Raw genomic sequence first — 19,960 nt, forward strand, 5'->3', positions numbered from 1 at the left:
GCCCCGCCCCACCGCGAGGCTCTACTTCAGGGTCGCGTACATCACGGCCTTGATGGTGTGCATACGATTCTCGGCCTCATCAAAAACCTTTGACTGGCTTGACTCAAAGACCTCGTCTTCAACCTCCATCTCCGTGACACCAAACTTCTCAGCAATCTCAGCGCCGGTAGTTGTATTGGTATCGTGGAAAGACGGGAGGCAGTGCAGGAAAATTGCAGAAGGATCGGCCTTGGCCATGAGCTCGGTAGTCACGCGATACGGCTCAAGCTGCTTGATACGCTCAGTCCATACCTCATCAGGCTCGCCCATGGATACCCACACATCGGTATAGATCACATGTGCGCCACGAACGGCCTCTTCGGGATTATCAGTCAGCGTAATGGTGCAGCCATGCTCTTCAGCGATCGGGCGGCACGCCTCAATCACATCATCGGTCGGCATGCACTCCTTCGGGCCACAAGACACAAAGTTCATGCCCAGCTTGGCGCAGACTACCATCAAAGAACGAGCAACGTTATTCTTAGCGTCGCCCATAAAGACCAAGGTCTTACCCTTGATGTCGTAATTGAAATTCTCCTGAACCGTCAAAATATCCGCGAGCATCTGGGTCGGATGCCAAAGATCAGTCAGGCCATTCCATACCGGAACGCCAGCTTTGGCGGCAAGCTCGTCTACATCCTCTTGTGCAAAGCCGCGGAACTCAATTCCGTCATACATACGACCGAGCACGCGCGCGGTGTCCTCAATGGACTCCTTCTTGCCCATCTGCGATGAACCCGGATCCAGATAGGTCACGCCCATGCCCAAATCCATGGCGCCCACCTCAAAGGAGCAGCGGGTGCGCGTGGAGGTCTTTTGGAACAGCAAGACGATATTCTTGCCCTCCAAATAACGGTGCGGAGTGCCTGTGCGCTTGAGGTTCTTGAGATCACGTGAGAGAGCGAGCAGGTACTCGATCTCCTCTGTTGTGAAATCAAGCAGCCTCACAAAGCTGCGTCCGGAGAGGTTGACTCCCATACTAATTCCTTTCGTCCTAGGTTCCGTGCGATGCCCCCACGGGGCGCGGTGAGGATAAAACCTCACCGAAGCGAGGCGGTGCGCCACCTGGACGCACCGCCGGGCAAACAAATCTTAGATGTCCTCACGCTCGAAGGGCATGCTCATGCAGCGCGGGCCGCCGCGTCCACGGGAAAGCTCAGCCGAGGGGCAGACCAACAGCTCCAGGCCTTCCTTATACAGCACGTCATTCGTAACGGTATTACGTGCATAGACGCAAATCTTGCCAGGAGCCACGGCCAGCGTATTGGAGCCGTCATTCCACTGCTCGCGAGCAGCAGCAATCGGATCGCCGCCACCACAAGGAATGAGCTTGACCTGATCTTGACCAGTTGCGTTAGCAAGAATGTGCTCAAGCGTGTCATTCAGCTCAGTGATGTTGACATCTCCCGAGTTCTTACCCGGAGTCAGTTCAAAGACCTGCAGCGTACCCATGATGGCTGGGTGAATGGTGAACTTGTCATGGTCGATCTGCGTAAAGACCGTATCCAAGTGCATCATGGCGCGGTTATTAGGAATATTGAAGGCCAAAATCCGCTCGACCTCAGAATCAGAGTTCCAGAAGATATTTTGAGCCATGACATCAATTGCAGCTGCCTGCGTACGCTGAGAAATACCAACAGCCAAGGTCTTGGCATTGATATTCAGTACGTCTCCACCCTCGGTGTGGAAGGCGGCATCGCGACGGAAGTAGAGCGACACATCCTTATAGTCGGGGTGATACTTGAAGATGTACTTGCCATAGAGGGTCTCACGATTGCGCGTGACCGAGTACATACGGTTCAAGCACACGCCATTGCCTACCACCGCAAATGGATCGCGGGTGAAGTACAGGTTAGGCATCGGATCGATAATCAGATCAGACTCGCTCTCGGAGTTCACCAAAGCGTTGAGCGTGGAGCCAGCAGAAAGCGGTATCTCAATCTCTGCCTTCGTAAGACCTGCCATGGTCTTCATAACAAACTCGAGGTTATCCGTGATGGACTCAAGCTTCTCACGCACGACCTTGCGCATGCAGTCGCCCTTAATACCTGCCTCAGCAATGTATTGATCCAAGAACTCGTCGCGAGCTCCCGGAACCGCGTCAAAGGCCTCAGCTACGAGCTTCTCCAAATAGAGAACCTCTACACCTTGATCGCGCAGGATCTGAGCGAAGGCGTCGTGCTCTTCTTGTGCCACCTCAAGGAAGGGGACATCATCGAAGAGCAGGCGCTCCAGCTCAAAGGGGGGCAGATTCAACAGCTCCTCGCCGGGCCTATGCAGGCAGACGCGCTTGAGCGCACCGATTTCAGAGTGAACACGCAGACCTTTGGTCATTGCTCTACCTTTCTCCCATCTTGGCCGGACGGCCATACGTACAGTATGAACCGAGCATCCGTACTTGACTCGGTCATTTACAGTTATATCCAAAAATAAGTCAGTCGGCTATGAATTCCCCGAACGGTACTTTTAGAGAAGCAAACGGTATAAGAATATGGAGAGACAATACCTCCACTTTTACATGATAAAGCGTTGACAAGGTATTATCTTAGTTTCAGCTTCCTGACTTTGCTGGTGTTCCATGGATTGATACACCCTTTTCTGCATTCTTTAGGCTTCATTATGTATAAGGCACTCTGCTCTGATCAAGCAGTTATACGTATGTTTATGATTCATTTTTTGTTAATTTTTATACACTGAAATACGTGTTTGAGTGAATGCCCAGCTTTTATCGTTGGCTTTGGAACGACACGGGCAGCGCTGACTCTGTTGATTTGCTCGACGATCGCCCTTGATGAGAGCTTATCCGCCGCTTTTTGGTGATATGGGCATGCAGGGCAGCCTGGACGGCACGAGCAGCCGGGATAGCCCGAGGGACACGAGCGGCCTTGGCGGCACAGGTGGAACAAGCTCCACGATCTCGGTACGCACATACGGGCATTTTTGATGGCGACTCTTACCGATACCGGCGAGGTGACAGGTTACACTTTGTATTCACTGGGGACTTCACGCAGTCTCGAAAAGAACCCCTGAGGGAGGCTTCATGCAGCTCACCATAACTTCTATGACCTACGGATCAGATGGGATCGCCCGCGATGCTTCTGGTAAGGCCGTATTTGTTTCCGGTGGCCTCGTTGGCGATACCGTTTCGGCGCGAATTGTAGAAGAAGGTCAGCGGTTTTCGCGCGCTGTTGTTGAGGAGGTACTCGAACCCTCGCCTGATCGTGTACAAGCGCCTTGCCCTTTTGTCGATATCTGTGGAGGCTGTCCGTGGGGTTCACTTTCTCTTGATGCCCAACGAGCTGCCAAGATAGAAAACCTTCGCTCATGCTTAGAGCGGATTGGCGGATTTTCTTCTGATGAAACTCAAGCCCTGATCAAGCCGCTGCGCCATGCCAAGGACGCTTGGGGCTACCGAAACAAAATTGAGCTTACCCCACATAAGCAAGCAGGCAAGCTACGCTTAGGAATGCATGGGCGCAACCCTCAAGACATCGTAGTAGTTCCGGCCTGTCCCCTCTTTGAAAAGCGCTTCGCTGGAGCAGTTCGCTCAGTAGCTGGCGCCATTGGCTTTCTTTCTGGTTCGGGCGACCTCATGCTAGAGCGCGTAGGCATTCGTGCCTCGCGCAATACCGGCGCTCTTGAGGTGGCGCTCTGGACTCCCACCGGCGGCTTTCCGCGTGCCCAAGTAAGCCGCGTGCTAACCGAGGCAATACGACCAAAAAGTATCGTGCGCGTTATGAGCAAAGAAGGCAGACGCGCTCGCCGTGTTTCTGGAGTAGAAGTTCTCGCAGGAGAAGGCTCATGGCATGAGACGCTCGCCAAAGAAAGCATGCGCATCTCTGCACCATCCTTTTTTCAGGTCAATACGCGAGCGGCAGAGATTCTCATTGATCTCGTTATGGATGCCCTCACTCCAAAACCCCATGAAGTTGCAATGGACTTGTACTGCGGGGCGGGCACATTCACGATTCCACTTGCCCGTCGCAGCGCCTATGTGGCGGCTGTTGAAGCCTACGGTCCGGCAGTTCGAGACCTGAGGCGAAACCTCGAAATAGCCGGTCTGGACAATGTTGATGTCATTGGGGGCGATGCCGTTCGAGAGTTTCCTGATGAAGGAGCAGATGTGCTCGTAGTTGATCCTCCCCGAGCCGGTCTTGAGAAAGCAGCTATTGATCTGATTGCAAAATCGGGCGCCCGCGATATTGCCTATGTGTCATGTGATCCTGCAACCCTCGCACGCGATTTAGCGCGATTTGTACAAGAAGGCACGTATCACCCCATCTCGGCAACGCCAGCTGATCTCTTCCCGCAGACCTATCACATGGAGACCGTCTGTCATTTGACCCGATAACAAGATCACGCACATGGTGCATTGTTTTTGGTGAAATATTGAGGGTGACTGATGAGGTAGGGCTTCGTTCTAGATTTTGATAATCGTACATATCACATTGGACAAGAGAATGGGATGGTTTCGGATGAAAGAGCATTGTTCTCGGTGTAGTGCTCCCCTCAAAGGGCAGGAGAAGTTCTGCTCTGCATGCGGGGCGCCGGTAGAAGCTCCTACAGAGGAAGCACACGTGCCCAAAGCAGCCCCGGGCTCCTCTGCTGGCAAAATAAAAACAAATGCACGGATACTCGTGCCCATTGCACTTATTCTGCTGGCTGCTGTGGTGGTTGCTGTGTTCGTAAGCTGGGGAGGCAAGCTGCCTTTCTTCGAGCCAAAGTCCCAACCGTATACCTTGAACTTTGTGACGCCCAACTATAACGAGGATACAGACTCGAAAATCCCCCTTCAGGTGAAGGGAAAGACAACCACGGGAGAAGAGTATGACGAAACATTCTACGTTTCGCCCTCCCAACCCCAGCTTGAGGTGCCCACAGGGTCGTATGAGCTCTCGCTTCCGGCAAGCCCGCTTATGGAGACAGGCGACATCTATACCCTGCCAAAGCCCATAACACTGGATACAAAAAGCGGTGATGAAAATAGCAAAGATGCTCCCGAGATAGCCTTTGAGCTGAAACCATCAGCAGAGATCACCAAAGAGGATATTGATGCCGCAAAAGCAGCAGCTCAGGCAAGCGGCTTTGATGTCGATCGCATCGATAGCCTTTCAAAAACCGTGATACGAAAGCAGTCCGCAGGCCTCTACGGAGAGATTCTCGATAACATTGCGAACGTAAACTTCACCCCAGAGGGTGAGACCACAGGCGCTTCCCAGTCCTATACATATGTGCTTCAAGATATCAACGCCGACGGGATGCCCGACCTATTGGTTTCGGCAGACATGAGCAGTGGACAGCGGTACTGCGCATGGGTCGGTTCTCCAGACGGTTCGGGGGTGACGCAGGTAGCAGTTCCCGGAGATCTCGCTACGAGATATGGCCATGCAAGCTCCTTCCAATCCCTACTTTCCGGGTCGAACAAGGGCAACGGGCTGTTTCTTTCCTATAGCTCGCTTTCGGGTGCGGTGATTCCTACTACAACGCGGTATGTGGTAAAGGATGGGGCGCTTGTCGCCGACGGTGAACCTATTCAGTCCCCAGACCCCAGGCAGCTTGCGCCAGAGGTAGTAGCGGAGAGTGTCCAGCTTAACTTCATAGACGTAAGCGATCGTTCGGCGCTGGACGCCTATGCTGCTGGTGGTAAAGATGCTGAGTCGCCAAACGGAAAACAAGCCCCGTCTCCGTCGCAGGGGCAGGCCACCGAATCGAAGGCTGACGCCATCTCGAACGCCAAGGCAAAAGGGCTTGTCGTGCTAACCGGCACCGTTCGTGTGGTGACAGGCGACGAAGCGCTCGGCCTGTGCGAGGGTCTTGACGTATTGAGTGCGTCCGATGCCAAGCTGATTAGGCAACATGCGAATGATATATACGCCAGCGTGCTTTCTAAGACGTACACGCTCTTCGTGCTGGACGAGCCGCAAGAGGTTGCGTGGATGGACTCGCTCGGAGAAATGCATTCTGGGAAAACCTATGTTGTAGATCTGCGAAATGGCTTGAACTCGCCCGATGGCCAGCATGTGACAGTAGCCTTTGATAATAACAAAGGTCACTGGCCTTCCGAGATGAATCCGTTGGGCGGCAGCCCGTCGTGCTCCAGCGTAGAGGTTCTCAGCGTGGGATAGACGCTCAAAAGATTTCGACAGCGCGCATTGCTTTCTCAGAGAACGAGAAGGTAAATACGGTAGAGATCCTGAATGCTATGCAAGACATTGTTCCCACCGGCATTTCCGACAACAGCGCAAGCTGGCGCACCTGGCTCTTTGTTGCAGCTGCAATCATAAGCACTCTTGCTGTATCAGTCTCACTGCGAAAGGTTTATCTCCGCAGACAGCACTCATACAAATCATAAAGCGTGCAAAACACACGGTGCTCTTAGCAGGTCGCTCGTTTGAGTGGCCTGCTTTTTTGTGTAAGCATGCCGTTGAATACCGAGGGATCGTGTAGCGCTGAGTGCCAAAACCCATGGCCGCCTACAATACCACCTACCCAACGTCCCAGGTGAGCCTATAACCGTCCTCATACGATTCGATTCTCATAATCTTGTGTGTTGCCGCCTTCATGAGCGATACATCGTGAGATACCAAAAGAAGTGCTCCAGGGTAACCTACAAGCATGCGCTCCAAGGCCTCAATAGAACAAATATCAAGATAATTGGTTGGTTCATCCATAATAATTAATTCCGGTTTTTTAAGAATTCCCAAAGCCAGCATGAGCTTTCGCATCTCTCCGGGACTTATGGCATCTCCTTCAAGTAAGGAGCTTGGAGACGAGTTGAGACACGCAATATATGAAAGAACCCGACCGCGCGCTTCGTTTGAAAGATTTTTCAATACATTCAGCGCTGCGCTCTTTTGAGATTCGCAAGGCTCTTGCGGAATATATAACATGCGCAATGATCCTTGAAGATCGGCTACTATTTTTTGGATAAGCGTTGTTTTGCCGGTGCCGTTATCGCCTACAAGCCCAAGGTGATCTGTATGCTCTATAAACAATCTCGGAACATACAGCGTTTTATCCCCTAGAGAAAGTTCACACGGCTCCATCCGATAGAGCACTTTGCGTCTACAGGGAAGCGTATCAAACCATATGTCAGCGTCGTAGCGTTTATCCACCGCCGTAGCAGAAAATCGATCACAAGTTTCCTCGAGACGACCGACCATACGCGTTACAAGCCTGCCAGCTTTTCCATCTTTGCCCGTGACTATGGCTTGCCTCACCTTTCTCCGTTTATCTGAATCACGAGGATTAATACCCCTCAGGCTCCTCTTCCCCGCTGCACGCGATGCCTCTTCACGACGACGCTGCACTTCACGCTCAAGTCGTTGTTTTTCTTTACGGAGGACTCCACGAGCCCGCTCAGCACTTGACCGCTCAAGTTCTGCTTGAGCCGCCGCCTGCGAATAGTCGCCAGGACGCATACATACGCTTCCATGTGCAATAAAAAGACACTGTGTACACAAAGTATTAAGCAACTCACGATCGTGAGATATGACCAATCCAATTCCTCTAAAACGTGAAAGCGCCTGAATAATCGCCTGACGTGTTACGGTATCAACATGATTAGTTGGCTCATCGAGGATAAGGACATCGGGTGCCACCCAAAGGGCACATGCCACCTGTAGGCACTTTTGTTGTCCTCCTGAAAGCGTATCAAACCGCCAGCACCAATCGACATCAATATGCAGATCGCGTCTCAGTGTCATAGCGCGATTATCATAGGCGCAGGCAAAATCCATGAGGTTATGCGGCTGATACGTAGCATTTTGTGTGCATAATGACGAAACGAGCCCCGAAGTTACAGATCCGCTATCTGGTTGTATGTATCCGCATATCAGCTGCGCAAGCGTTGTTTTACCACTGCCATTATTGCCAATAATGCCGGTCCAACCCTGTAAAAACGACGCGCTCACGTCTTTCAAAACTGGCATGTGCGCCAACGGATAGGTATACGTTACGTGCGAAAGATCAAGCTGCATAATAACTCCAATTGTATGGGATCACGCAGACAGCGACGAAATAGCTAAACTATAGACTTATTTTGCAATATAAAGTGCTTTTATACATGATGCTGCCCTAGCATGACCGTTGATATTCCGTCTGATAGGGATAAATTATGAGCATCACGCTTTGTTCATGCACCGCATCCAATCTCGCGCCGGCGCTTGCCAAAGGCTCCGGCAACCTTTTTATTCATTATAAACATCTTGATGAATGCCGACAATGCAGGAGCGATTAAAGCGTTGTAATTATAAAGACTCCATTACACACAGCTTGAAGGGATGCGAGCACACACTCATGAGCATATTCGATACAGCATGGCTGTTGAGGCGTTAGCTGCTCCTTGAGGCGTTCATCACTCCCTAAGACGTTCATCACTCCCTAAGACGTTCACCGCTCTTGCCCATGCACATGAAAACCTTGCGCCTGAGTTTTCTCTCCCCTGAAAACAAAAACCTTACGCCGCGCCCCCTGAAAATGGCAACCTTGCGCCTGTACACCTTCTCCCCCACACAACAAAAACCTCCTGCCCGCGCTCTCTAAGAAGTGCAAACAGGAGGTATATCTGAAATTGAACCAGGTGATCAAGTGCTTATACGCAAAGATCTTTCCACCTATAGGTGCGATCTAACAAGCAAGACCAATCGCGAGATCTAACAAACGAGTTCAATCACGATATCCGACAAGCAAGACCAATTGCGAGGCAAGCACGAGATCAATCACGAGATCCAGCAGGCAAGACCAATCACGAGCCAATCACAAGACCGATGACGAAATCAATCACCTAAATTCGGCCTTTGATGTGAGGCGCCGTTCACGAGTTTGGTGTATCGACTGACTACACTGCTCCTTTGAACTGCAACGACGCCTGTATCATCGTAATGCCTACACTACTTCTTTGAGCTGCGGCGACGCTTTACAGCAGCCAGGATGCCACCAAAGACTGAGGCAAGAACACCGCTACCTAAAGCTGATCCAGCAGCCAGAACACTGGCATCACCAGTCTGCGGCAAGGCTCCCTTGCCGGATTTCCCGAACTTACCTAACTTACCTGACTTGCCAGGCTTATCGGACTTGCCAGACTTGCCACTGAGGTCGTCTTGGCCGCTATCGCCACCAGACTTCTTCGGCACAACAACGTTCACCATAACCTCGTCGGTTGACCCATCAGGGTAGGTAACGAGGATGGTGCCGGTCTGTGTGCCAGGCCTGGACGTATTGGGCTTAGGATCTTTCCACTCAAGGTCGGTGCCATCAGGCAGGACATCGAGATTCTTAATGCCATTAGCAGGCTTAGGCAGCTTCCCGTCATCGCCAACGGTTACATCTTGTCCCTGAGGATCTATCGCATCAGCATCAGTACCGACCTTAACCTTTATGGAAACATCCTCAGACGATCCATCGGGATAGGTCACGGTAACAGTTGCATCCTGCTCGCCTGCACGAGACGTATCGGGGCGGGGGTCCTTCCACGCAACCTGGGTATTTGCAGGCAGTTCGTTCATGTTAGAAATCGCGCCCGCAGCCTCAGGAAGCTCGCCGTTCAGCGGCACCTTAACATCTCGACCCTTGGGCTCGTTCACATCTGCAAGAGCCTTTGTGGTAACAGAAACCTGAACCTCATCGGTTGTATTGTCTGGGTAGGTAACAAGAACCGTGCCAGTCTCGGTACCCGGACGGGCAGTGCTGGGCACCTGGCCGTCCTTCCACTCATAAACCGTACCGGCGGGCAAGGTCTCTTTATCCTTAATGCCATCTGCAGCAACAGGCAAAGACCCTGGCGTAGTTACGATCTCTTGAGGCTTTGGATCATAGGCTGCATTGGCATCCCCATAGGTAAGCGTGACTTCAACCGCGGCCGTGGAATCGTCGGCATAGGTAACAGTCATAGAAACCTTGAGACCCTTGCCGTTTGAAGGAATGCTTACACCGTCAGCAAGCTTGATGCTCTTAACAGCGCCCTCGGGAGCAGGCTGTCCGGCGGCATCAGCCACAGAAACTTTTTTGGCAAGATTGCCCTCGGTTACCTGAGTACCATAGGCAACTTCAAGCACACCACCAGTTGCCGTGTACTTCTGAGAATCGGTGCGCGTGTCGGTTACGTTGACCTTTACGGCAACCTCTTCGGAGCTACCGTCGGGATAGGTAACCTTAACGGTGCCCGCAACATTCTCAGCAGGAGCACTTACATCAGGCTCTTGAGTCCAGGTATATGTAGTTCCCTCAGGAAGATCCTCTTTGTTCCTAATTGCATCGGAAGCGCCCGGAACAACACCCATTGGAGTTTCGATCGAATCATTAGCAGCAGGGTTAAAGGTCTCTGCACCAGTAGCAAAAGAGATAGGTACAGATACAACGTCCTGTGTGCCATCCGAATAGGTAACAACAAGCGGGGCTGCAACATCCTTGCCCGTCGTAGGAATTGTCACACCTTCAGGCAACGCCATATCAACCACTACGCCCTCGGCAGGAGTCGGCGTAATTGTGACATGCTGCCTGAGATCATCTACGGTCAGCTTCTGACCATAGGCAGCCTCAATCTTGGTGGCTGTAGCGTCATACTTGAGCGCATCAGGACGCTCATCGGTAACCGTCACCTTAACGCTAACCTCATCGATGGTCTGATCGGGATAAACCACCTCGATAACCGCGTTGGTCTCCCCTGCAGCAGCAGTGCTCGGCGCAGGACTCTTCCAACGATACGTGGTGCCGTCGGGCATTTCTTGCGTGTTCTTAATTCCGGTGATTGCAGCGGGCAGCTCGCCGCCCATAGTGGCTTTAACGGGCTGTCCCTCTGGTGTGTAACGCTCATTCATAGAACCAAATACAACTGGAATTGTAACCGTATCGGTCGAGCCGTCAGAATAGGTTACCGTGAGGGTAACATTCTTATCCTCATTGGGTGTGGGAAGCGTATTGCCGGGAGCAAGCTCAATGCTCTTCACATCATGCGCGTCAACAAGCTCAGGCTTAAACGTTACAAGACGCTGAAGCTCATCAAGAGCCACGTTTTCACCCGGCTTTTTCGAGAGCCCCTCTGCAACGGGCTCGTATTTTTCTGCAGCAGTCTGATATGAAACCGGGACCATTACGGTATCGGAGCTTCCGTCCTTGTATTTAACAACGGCAGAAACCTGATTATCTTTACCCTTCGTAGGAATCTGGGTTCCCGGCGCAAGCTCAATACCTTCAACTGCATCAGCAGGATCAACCGTGATGGCGCCCTTGATATCATCAAGCGTTGCGGTCTCGCCAAAACCCTTGCTTACTGGCGCAGCAGTGGGCGTAAGCGCGTCAGCAGCCTTTCCGTAATTCAAAGTAACCTCAACGTCGGCGGTAGAGTCATCGGCGTAGGTAACCGTAAGCACTACCTTATTGTTTTGGCCCATCGTGGGTATCTGTGCGTTATCCTTCAGCGCAATACCCTTAATCAGATAATTCTCAGGAAGCGCCGGCTCAAAGGTAACAGCAGCCGCAAGATCATCCTTGGTAACTGTCTCGCCAAAGCCCTTATTAACCATGCCGCCCTTTGGCAGGTAACGCTGGCTATCAGTTTTGTTGTTAGCAACCTTCACCTTGACATCTACCTCTTGCGTAGAGGTATCGGGATAGGTAACTACAACTGTGGCATCAATCGTGCCCTCCTGGCTGGTATCAGGATCACCATTCTTCCAGCTATAGACTGTCCCGTCTGGCAAGCCTACCGTGTTTGAAATAGCGGATCGTGCTTCAGGATGCCCATTCACGGGAGTTTCGATGGTTTGCCCCTCCGCCTGATAGATTTCGGCGTCGGTTTTAACATCTAGAACGGAACCGACGGCTTCCTCGCCGCCGGCAGGATCGGCTCCAACGAGTACAACCTTTTTAACGTCCGCAGGTATCGTGCCTTTCGGAATGGTAAGTGTAAAATCGCCGGTCTGAAGCTTCTCAAACGGGATCGTAGCTGTTGCATACGCTGAAGCCCCGTGTACTGGTTGTCCTGATTCGTCAGCCTGAACCAGCTTGACGAGCGCATTTCCGGCATCACGGTTTGTGATATCCAACTTTTTCGAGTTGTCTGAGGGGTCTGTAATAAGCGGCTTAGGCATCGTTCCGGCAAGCGTAACTTCCGCTGCACGAGAAATATGCTCTACCTTCGTAGTTGGTGGCTGAACCTTATACGATTGAGGATCCTTACCATCAGTTTTATCGGTGTAAAACTCCTGTGGATCAGGCACGCCGTCACCGTCGGTGTCTACCGCATGCGCATTATAACCAATGGCATATTCAACAAAATCAAAAATGCCGTCTTTATCCGAATCGGCCGCCGGAAGATAAGCGTTGGCATACGAGTTTACAAGCTGTTGCGGAGGGCGACCGTCATCTTGCTTGCCAATCAGACCACCGGAAATGTATTTATTCTGGTAGTCGGCAGCAAGACTAGACTCAAAGAAAAGTGGCTGCTGCCGTTCTTTAAGAATCTTAAGAACGCCTGACGAGAAGTCAGCAAGCGACACATTATCCTTCAGCTTATAGGAGATTGTGTAGCTGCGAGACTGTCCCAACACACCAGTAAAAATATTATCCAGATTGTTGCGAACCTCGTCCAGCCGCTTCATCGTAAGGTTGTCACCGTCTACAGCAATCGAAAGTTCTGCGTCGCGACTTGTGTCGACCGTACCGTCAGGCCGGAACTGGACGTCAAATTCCTTCTGATTTGGTGTGAGCTTGCCCTCAATATCAGAGCTGTAGATCTTCGTCCCGTTTAGGTCAATGAAGGGTACAAGCTCGGCAGGGATTTGCTCACGGATATAAACTACCCAGGCGTAATCAGACTGCAAAAAATTCTGATCGGGCTTGAATGTATGAATCGAGTTAATACGCCTGTTAGTTGAATCAACAAGAATATTGTTGGCTACTTGACCAGACGTAAAGCCCGTTTTCTTCTCCCCGCCTGTTTTGGCGTTGTTTTGAAGGATAAAGCCCGTTGAGATGGACTCATTCGCAATAGCTCCGGAGTATTTAATCCAGACCGACTCAAATCCGAGCTTGGTATCGGAGAGACCAAGCGAGTTAAGCGTAGCGCCATTTTTTAGCGTGATAGTAAGATCGACGTTAGTCACCGCACCGATGACACCTGTCTGCAAGTTTGCGCCGTTGGCCTCTAAGGTCCACATGGCACCATCGTTGTATTTCTTAAGGCTTGCTTTCGAGTTGCCGGCAAGCTGAATGCTCTCGATCTGCTTGTAAAAGCCATCGTCAGAAAAGCTCAGGATGTACTTACCTGCGAACTCATTGTCTTGCCTTGTGCCCCAGTCGGTGGCAAGGTCTGACCACTTAGTGATCGTAAGTGCGATCGTACCGTTATCGTTGACACCCTTGTAAACGGTATTCGCATAGCGCAGGCTGGACGACTCGAAACCATTAGCAATGTAGTGTGCAGACGTATCAAGCGATCGCACCGAAACACCCTCGGCAGCTGCAATGGCTGGGGCTGTGCTCAGTGTTCCGGCAAGCCCAAGGCCAAGCACCACAGCAAGCGCACCGGTTCTGCCGACTCGTACCCATCTCGACTTAGTTGAAGCGATTGGCTTTGATGAATCTTCTGTCATCACAAGCATCCTCCCATGTGTTCCAATAGTAGAGCTCATACCCTGTGCATAAGCTATTTGCGTATTGTATGAGACCTCATGAACACACATTTCATTTTGCGGAGTAGATAGCACATTTTTATTGAACAGTTTTTGAGTAAGTGTCTTAGAAAAATATGCCCCCCCCCCCGATAATTGTTGCTATTTTTGCAGCTAGAAGGCCTGATACAAATATGTGCTCATTTTGTATTTCTTTACTTACTTGATACGGTCTCAAAGTAGTGGAGGTACAACCTTTTGCTCATCACGAGCATAATTTGATTACACACCTCTTTTTACCTGGCATAATATAATGCAGCGCTACAGGTATTAAGATCATAAACCGTATGTTTCAACCGATACGCTCAAGCGAGGTCTTCCTACTTTATCGGAGCTGCATCACAACTTACGAGAGTCTAAAGGCTGATTTTTGATCAAACAGGACATACGCGCCGAAAACGATAAAAAAATAGTTAGTGTTACTTATCATACGATATATCGTATGCCTCTTTAAACCCAATACTTTTTGTTCAAACCTTTTGATGCTTTCTCGACTCTTCTTGGTCCCCTTACAATAAAAACCTCCTGCTCGCACGTTTCTAAGAAACACGAACAGGAGGTCTCTTTAGGTATTAGGTCTATTGCTTATATGCTCAACTCTATCATCTGAATTAGCTCCTTGAGCTGCGACGCTTCTTCGTGCCAGCAAGGAAGCCACTCATCGCGCACGCAATAATCCCGCACCCGAGTGCAGAGCCGGCAGCAACCAAGCTTGCATCTGCCGTTTTGGGGAGCTGAGACAAGGGTTTTGAAGCTGTGCTTGGAATTGCTTTTTTACGCTGCTTTCCAATAGGTGCACCCGTTTTACCTGATCTGGGATCCTTCTTTTCTGAACCGGACTCTTCTTTACCTGAGCTGGGATCCTTCTTCTCTGAGCCGGAGTCCTTTTTCACCAAGCCGTCAACAGCGTTATTAAGAGCGGCAGCCATGGCATCAACCTGAGCTTGTTGAGAGGCTGGCAAATCCCGCACCACTGAGTCGCGAGCGGCATGTAGCGCCTGAGCCGTCTCGTCGGTATATACCGAAAGGTCAGCCGGAATGCGGGCCATTGCCTGATCGACAGCCGTGTAATTTGCAAGCTTAACGAGGTCTGCCACCGCATTCTCGATTGCTGTGGCATAACCGTCAACTGTCTTCTGGTTATCAGAGCGCATGCCGCGTACAACCGCATCGCGAGCCGCAACAACACGATTGGCTGAATCGGTGGTATACGAGCTTAGGTCTGCTGGAATCTTTGCAAGCGCTTCATCAACCGCCGTGTAATCAGCCGGTTTCAGCATATGATCAGCATAGGCAGCCTTAAACCCATCCATAAGCTGAAAAATACGGTCAGGATCATAGGCGTTTCCCGGCTCGTCGCACCATACGCATTGCATACTACCGACGATATCAATTGGACCACGTGCGCCTGTCACATCGGTAAACTTCCTTTTGGAAAGATTGGCAACCGCGTTTGTAAACTTGTATCCACCGTTATCAATACGGCCTAAAACCCAATACCAGGCGTCATTGGTATTCAGGATGCGCAAACCCTGCTCTGCTAAAAACTCAGGCTTTGCCACATTAAAGCCAAACCATCCGGAAGTCCAATAAGAGACAACGAGAGCTTTATCAAAGGTGCCAAAGCTCGTGTTTCGGTTGTAATAGATGCCATCATTAAAGCAAACGGGCTGCATGCCAGCTGCTTTGATAATCCCAGAGACGTGATTAACGTACTCTACAAAGTTCCTGTATACACCACTTCGTTGAATGAACGACCAGCCGGGATTGCCAAAAACATCATTCGCAAACTCATCAGCACCAAAGTTGAAATAGGTGGAGTTACCTGCGCCTTGGAAATACTCAACATACTTCTGCAGAAGCGCGTAAACAAAATCCACGGCCTCTTTATTGGTAATATCAACAGTGCGTTTAGAGGTCTCGCCATTTTTGGCAAAGCGCACATTTTGTAGTCCAAGCTGCTCCATAGCAATCAGCACCGCGTCCATATGGCCAGGGCTGTTAATAAGCGGCACAATGCCAACACCTTTGGCCTTTGCATACGCCACAATGCGATCCATCTCAGCTTGCGTAAGAGCATTGCCATTGGCATCTTTGTGATACACGTCGTTGCCAGCTTTGATAGCGGCCTTAACATCGTCGCTCGTATAGGTGGTGCCATTTACCGTAAGCGACATATCGTCGAGCAAAAAGCGTAAGCCGTCGTTGCCCAAAATGAGCTGAACGTCTGTATAGCCGTCGGTATATGCTCGATCGATAATCTGCTTGAGCTGGTCTTCAGAAAAGTACTTACGCCCTGCATCCAGAGAGAAGATACTTTTGAGCGGACTTTTCTGCTCTGCCCGCGCTTGAAGCGGGGCAAATGCAAAGCCAGCTACTACCAGCAACGCAGCAACGACACCCGTCGTTACACACCGCATAAAGCTACCTCGTTGCACCGTATCACCTTCCTTTCGGTTGTAACTAACACTTCTAACTGGCGTAAAAGAATAGCATTTTCCGTAAGGTGTGCAATTACTATTCGCCAAATGGAGGCGGGGGCTACACCTGATGTGTATGCAATACATCCAAATGACCTAAAGGTGTAAACGTTTGTAAGCAATACATCTATGACCTAAGGGCATAACAAATCCTGAAAGCCTAAAAGGCGGTGCTCTGAGACAAAAACGCGACTGCAAATTAGACAGTGCCCAAAATGAAGCCCTAAGATGAAATGAGCGCGGTAAAACAGGAAATGGTTCATTCAGACTCAAGGGCGGAGCGCAAGGTGTTGATGCTTTTGCACATCAAACGTGAGTACATCTGAATATGCCGGCGCATCCAGTACAAAAACCTCATTCCTTGCGTCTGTAGGAAACGTAGGTAAGGGGTGTGCCTAAGATCTGTCCGAGCGAATTAACACTTATGCGCAAAAATCTATCCACCTTTATATGAAATCCAATTAGCAAGATCTTACAAACAAGATTTAACACCTATAAGCGAGAGCTATCCCCTACATTGCTTCTTTAAGCAATATCTTTAAGATATACGATAGAACTCCATACAGTGTTCCATCGACAAAGATAATGGATTACAAAATAATTGATGTTCGTTTACAAATAATGACTTTTTGAGGGCGTGGGTTAATGCTGGCAAACACAGGCGATGCTGGTAAAGATACGGTCGTTGCCTCCACCAAGAACCAAGATTTAGGTCGAGCGGGTGAATCTGCAGTTCTGAGCTTTTTCAATTCCAGACGTTTTGCTGCATACTCCTACCCCCAAGAGCTTGATTTAGGGGCGGATATCGAGATCGACCTTCGAGAGGTAGATCCAGACACTGGAAATGCGAAAGACCTTGGTTTCCCTATCCGCTGCCAAATAAAGACGGGCTCTTCGTACTTTAATCAGAAGGGAGTACTGGACGGTCAAGAAGGCTGGTGGCTTCCCTTCGATATCAAACACTACAATTATTGGACGACCCACAAAAACAAATTCTTCCTCATTTTACAAACGAGCGATATGCAGCTTCGATACTGGCAATGGCTTGATTGCGAGAACCGTTATCAAGCCGTTATTCAAAGCTCAGATAATGGGATTGAGAAGGTAGTTGGCTATAAACTCTTTGTACCAAGAAAGAACATCGTCGACGATGATTTTTGTGAATATCTGTTAAGAATCGCGCATGAAGACAGGCTTGCAGCTCAGCTGTCCACAAGCTCAGACGTTTACAGATTCGATATTTCAGAATACGAAACGAGCAGATGGGCTCGGTATGCGTTGATGCTTCCCGATTTAACGAAGCCCCATGTGAACAGGGGCTTTGATCATGCAATTACGTGGGCGGAAGCACTTGCCTTATGCGTTTGCCAGGACCAGATAAGATGGGACATTCCAGAAAGTGGCATCCCTAGCTTCTCGGAAGAATACGACGACGTTCCTTCAATCAGGGACGCACAGACCAGTGAAGAAGCGGGCTGGAGGTTTGCCGCAGCGTACTACTCGCATCGCTTCAAAAATAGCGCGAATTCGTTCTCAGAAATATCTGACTTAACAGACAACCTTCTGGTGGCAAAAACAGTAATTACTTCGGCCGACCTATTTTGTGAGCGCAAGTTCGAAGAAGCCATCGTTTTAATCGATGCACAAATAGAATCATTGCCAACGATGGATGATGTTGACAAGGCCTGGCTTCTAATGCATAAGGGGAATTGCCTATACGAACTCGCCCGTTGGGACGAAGCTCGTGCGTCATATGGTCGGTGTAAGTCGTTGACAAATGAAAGGGCTGATTCCGACCAAACTGCCCAGATACTGCAAGACAATGCAACGTCTGCCCTCTTCCACATGGAGTCGCCGTTCAACAGGAATTTTGGATCAGTAATTGCGGGATATGACTGCGCTCTATCGAGGTTCTCACTGAGGCGCAACGGAATGGCTTTGCGCGATTTTCTTGAGTGTGACTTCAGGAACTGGGGATTGGGAGAAAACAGAACTATTGCAACGAGCGATACGATGAAAATCAACCTCGAGATCTCCTGTAACATCGGGCTACTTTCAGGGGACGTCCCCTCATACAGGTCAGCTCTTTCTAGCATTGCGATCATCAATCTTGTCGCATACGATCCGAACACGCGGGAAATCGTAAAGGATTTAACCGCGATGGTGGACGCAGGAGATGCAGAGCACTTGCGGCAATCCGTTAATCGCGTGGTAGAAGAGAAGTCTCCGAATGCGCCGTACACATTCATCAATGCCATAAAACCGTCCAGAGTCACCCCGAGCACAGTTCGACCTATATTTACAGCTCTGATGGCCTGTGGGGATTATCTTGCAGACGAGGGAACTTCCCATTGGTTCAATTTTCTCAAAGGATTACTGGAGAATCCGGAAGATTTTTTACTAAAATTCTCCAAGCCGAATTCGTTTTACAGATGGCCTGACGAGGCTATCAAGTGCCTTTACACTATGCGCTACCAGCTTACCTCGCAACAGTTGATCTGGTTTTCCGATTTCATTTGTACGTGTCCTTACGATCTTCAGATCGTTTCCTATCAGGTACAAGGCATCCTCGCGCTTTCGATGGGTCTGCCAGAATGCTCTCAGCGGCTTGAAGAGCGTTTTGAAAATCTAGATACATCGAACTGGCTGCATTCAATTCTCAAATTTCTTCTCTATCGGGAGGACGAGGTCTCTCGTGAGACTATCCACCGAGAGCTTATAAGTGGCGACATTACTAATATCAACAAAATCGGAATAAACGGACTCCATGAAGACGAAACGGATGCTATCCTCAAACTCGCACTGGGCGAGCTTCACCAAATTGCCGAGCAATCGAAAAATGGAAGTTACCACCATCGAGCTATAGACTACGGGCGCTTAGCGGGAATGGTCTTCTTCAGAGATGCAGATGCGAGCAAATGGTGGGATATGATTGTCACCTTCCTGGAGACACCTCTTATCGGGAATCGTGAAAAGATATCATTGTCAAAGATGATTCTGAACAATCTGTCGCGCGTCTCGGTCGACATGGCTAAGCGCCTTATCAAGCGCGAAAATGCCATTCTGTCTTCAATTTTGAATGAAGATTTGATGCTTTCATCAAATAAAAAGGAGCAAGAGATCCTGTCCGACCTTATCGATTCAATGAAAGGGATCTCCATAGGATTTGAAAACGTCGTTGCCGAGAAACTTGCCCGCAATGAGAAGCTGGGACTGTCTAAAATCAAATTGCTAACGTATTCGAAAAACTGGGATTTGCTGTTGCTCGGGTTGTGTTTGGACGGAAATGTCGAGCATGCTCGCGAGGCTTTCGCGAGCTTTGTGATTGCGTGCTGCGCGGACGAAGAAAAATATAGTCAATATAAGAGTTGTATAGCTAATTGCTGTATGCACAAAGGCAAGTGCTTTCCAAGGACTTTCCTCGACGCAACCTTCAAAATCAATAACCGTTCTGAAGATACAAAAGAGATTCTCCGCATCTTGTCTGGTCATGAATCAGCGCAGATTAGATTCCATGCCAAATTTCGATTGCGTGCATTCGGCGAAAGCTAAGTCTACTGTGTATGAAACCTCGGGCTAAGAGCATTCTCATATTCGAGAAGGGGAAGCCTCTAAGGTATGGAGCCTTGATTCGGAAAAGACAGGCGAAAATTACCCCTGCGGAATTTGAGTTGTGAAGACCGGCCCCACCATCTAAACAAAACACCCGGTGAATAATTACGAATTAAAAAAGAGACTCCAGACCGCTTTTTAACGCCCATGAAGGCTTCA

At 49.9% G+C, this 19,960-nt stretch carries 8 protein-coding genes; 3 read left to right on the forward strand and 5 right to left on the reverse strand.

Annotation, left to right across the window (positions count from 1 at the left end; translation table 11 throughout):
- Positions 1-21: 21 nt before the first annotated feature.
- Positions 22-1,017, reverse strand: coding sequence for an ornithine carbamoyltransferase (gene argF, locus K6V98_RS01005; protein ID WP_222198664.1), 996 nt, complete (start codon positions 1,015-1,017; stop codon positions 22-24).
- Positions 1,018-1,131: 114 nt separating this feature from the next.
- Positions 1,132-2,373, reverse strand: coding sequence for an arginine deiminase (gene arcA / locus K6V98_RS01010; RefSeq protein ID WP_222198665.1), 1,242 nt, complete (start codon positions 2,371-2,373; stop codon positions 1,132-1,134).
- 706 nt (positions 2,374-3,079) lie between these two features.
- Here arcA and rlmD point away from each other — a divergent pair.
- Together rlmD and K6V98_RS01020 are read left to right on the forward strand one after the other, a co-directional pair.
- Complete coding sequence (gene rlmD, locus K6V98_RS01015) at positions 3,080-4,390, forward strand: 23S rRNA (uracil(1939)-C(5))-methyltransferase RlmD (protein ID WP_222198666.1); 1,311 nt, start codon at positions 3,080-3,082, stop codon at positions 4,388-4,390.
- 226 nt (positions 4,391-4,616) lie between these two features.
- Positions 4,617-6,164 (forward strand): hypothetical protein, encoded by a 1,548-nt coding sequence (locus K6V98_RS01020; protein WP_222198667.1) that lies wholly within the window; start codon positions 4,617-4,619, stop codon positions 6,162-6,164.
- Between the two features lie 360 nt (positions 6,165-6,524).
- Here the strand turns inward: K6V98_RS01020 and K6V98_RS01025 are convergent, their stop codons facing one another.
- From K6V98_RS01025 to K6V98_RS01035, 3 genes are all read right to left on the reverse strand, one after another.
- Complete coding sequence (locus K6V98_RS01025) at positions 6,525-8,018, reverse strand: ATP-binding cassette domain-containing protein (protein WP_222198668.1); 1,494 nt, start codon at positions 8,016-8,018, stop codon at positions 6,525-6,527.
- A 912-nt stretch (positions 8,019-8,930) separates the two neighbouring features.
- Entirely contained in the window at positions 8,931-13,631 is a 4,701-nt protein-coding gene (locus tag K6V98_RS01030) for a Rib/alpha-like domain-containing protein (protein WP_222198669.1), read from the reverse strand.
- Between the two features lie 689 nt (positions 13,632-14,320).
- Positions 14,321-16,147, reverse strand: coding sequence for a beta-N-acetylhexosaminidase (locus tag K6V98_RS01035; RefSeq protein WP_371734492.1), 1,827 nt, complete (start codon positions 16,145-16,147; stop codon positions 14,321-14,323).
- Positions 16,148-16,834: 687 nt separating this feature from the next.
- Between K6V98_RS01035 and K6V98_RS01040 the strand changes: the two genes are divergently transcribed.
- Positions 16,835-19,741 carry a DUF4365 domain-containing protein gene (locus K6V98_RS01040; protein ID WP_222198670.1) on the forward strand — a complete coding sequence of 969 codons (2,907 nt, stop codon included), beginning with the start codon at positions 16,835-16,837 and terminating at the stop codon, positions 19,739-19,741.
- The last annotated feature ends 219 nt before the right edge of the window (positions 19,742-19,960 follow it).

Source organism: Collinsella ureilytica (assembly GCF_019795105.1).
Classification (GTDB): Bacteria; Actinomycetota; Coriobacteriia; order Coriobacteriales; family Coriobacteriaceae; genus Collinsella; species Collinsella ureilytica.

Bases quoted from the DNA above. Each gene is read 5' to 3' on its own strand.
- argF (WP_222198664.1), bottom strand. From the start codon at position 1,017: ATGGGAGTCAACCTCTCCGGACGCAGCTTTGTGAGGCTGCTTGATTTC.
- arcA (WP_222198665.1), bottom strand. From the start codon at position 2,373: ATGACCAAAGGTCTGCGTGTTCACTCTGAAATCGGTGCGCTCAAGCGC.
- rlmD (WP_222198666.1), top strand. From the start codon at position 3,080: ATGCAGCTCACCATAACTTCTATGACCTACGGATCAGATGGGATCGCC.
- K6V98_RS01025 (WP_222198668.1), bottom strand. From the start codon at position 8,018: ATGCAGCTTGATCTTTCGCACGTAACGTATACCTATCCGTTGGCGCAC.
- K6V98_RS01030 (WP_222198669.1), bottom strand. From the start codon at position 13,631: ATGACAGAAGATTCATCAAAGCCAATCGCTTCAACTAAGTCGAGATGG.
- K6V98_RS01040 (WP_222198670.1), top strand. From the start codon at position 16,835: ATGCTGGCAAACACAGGCGATGCTGGTAAAGATACGGTCGTTGCCTCC.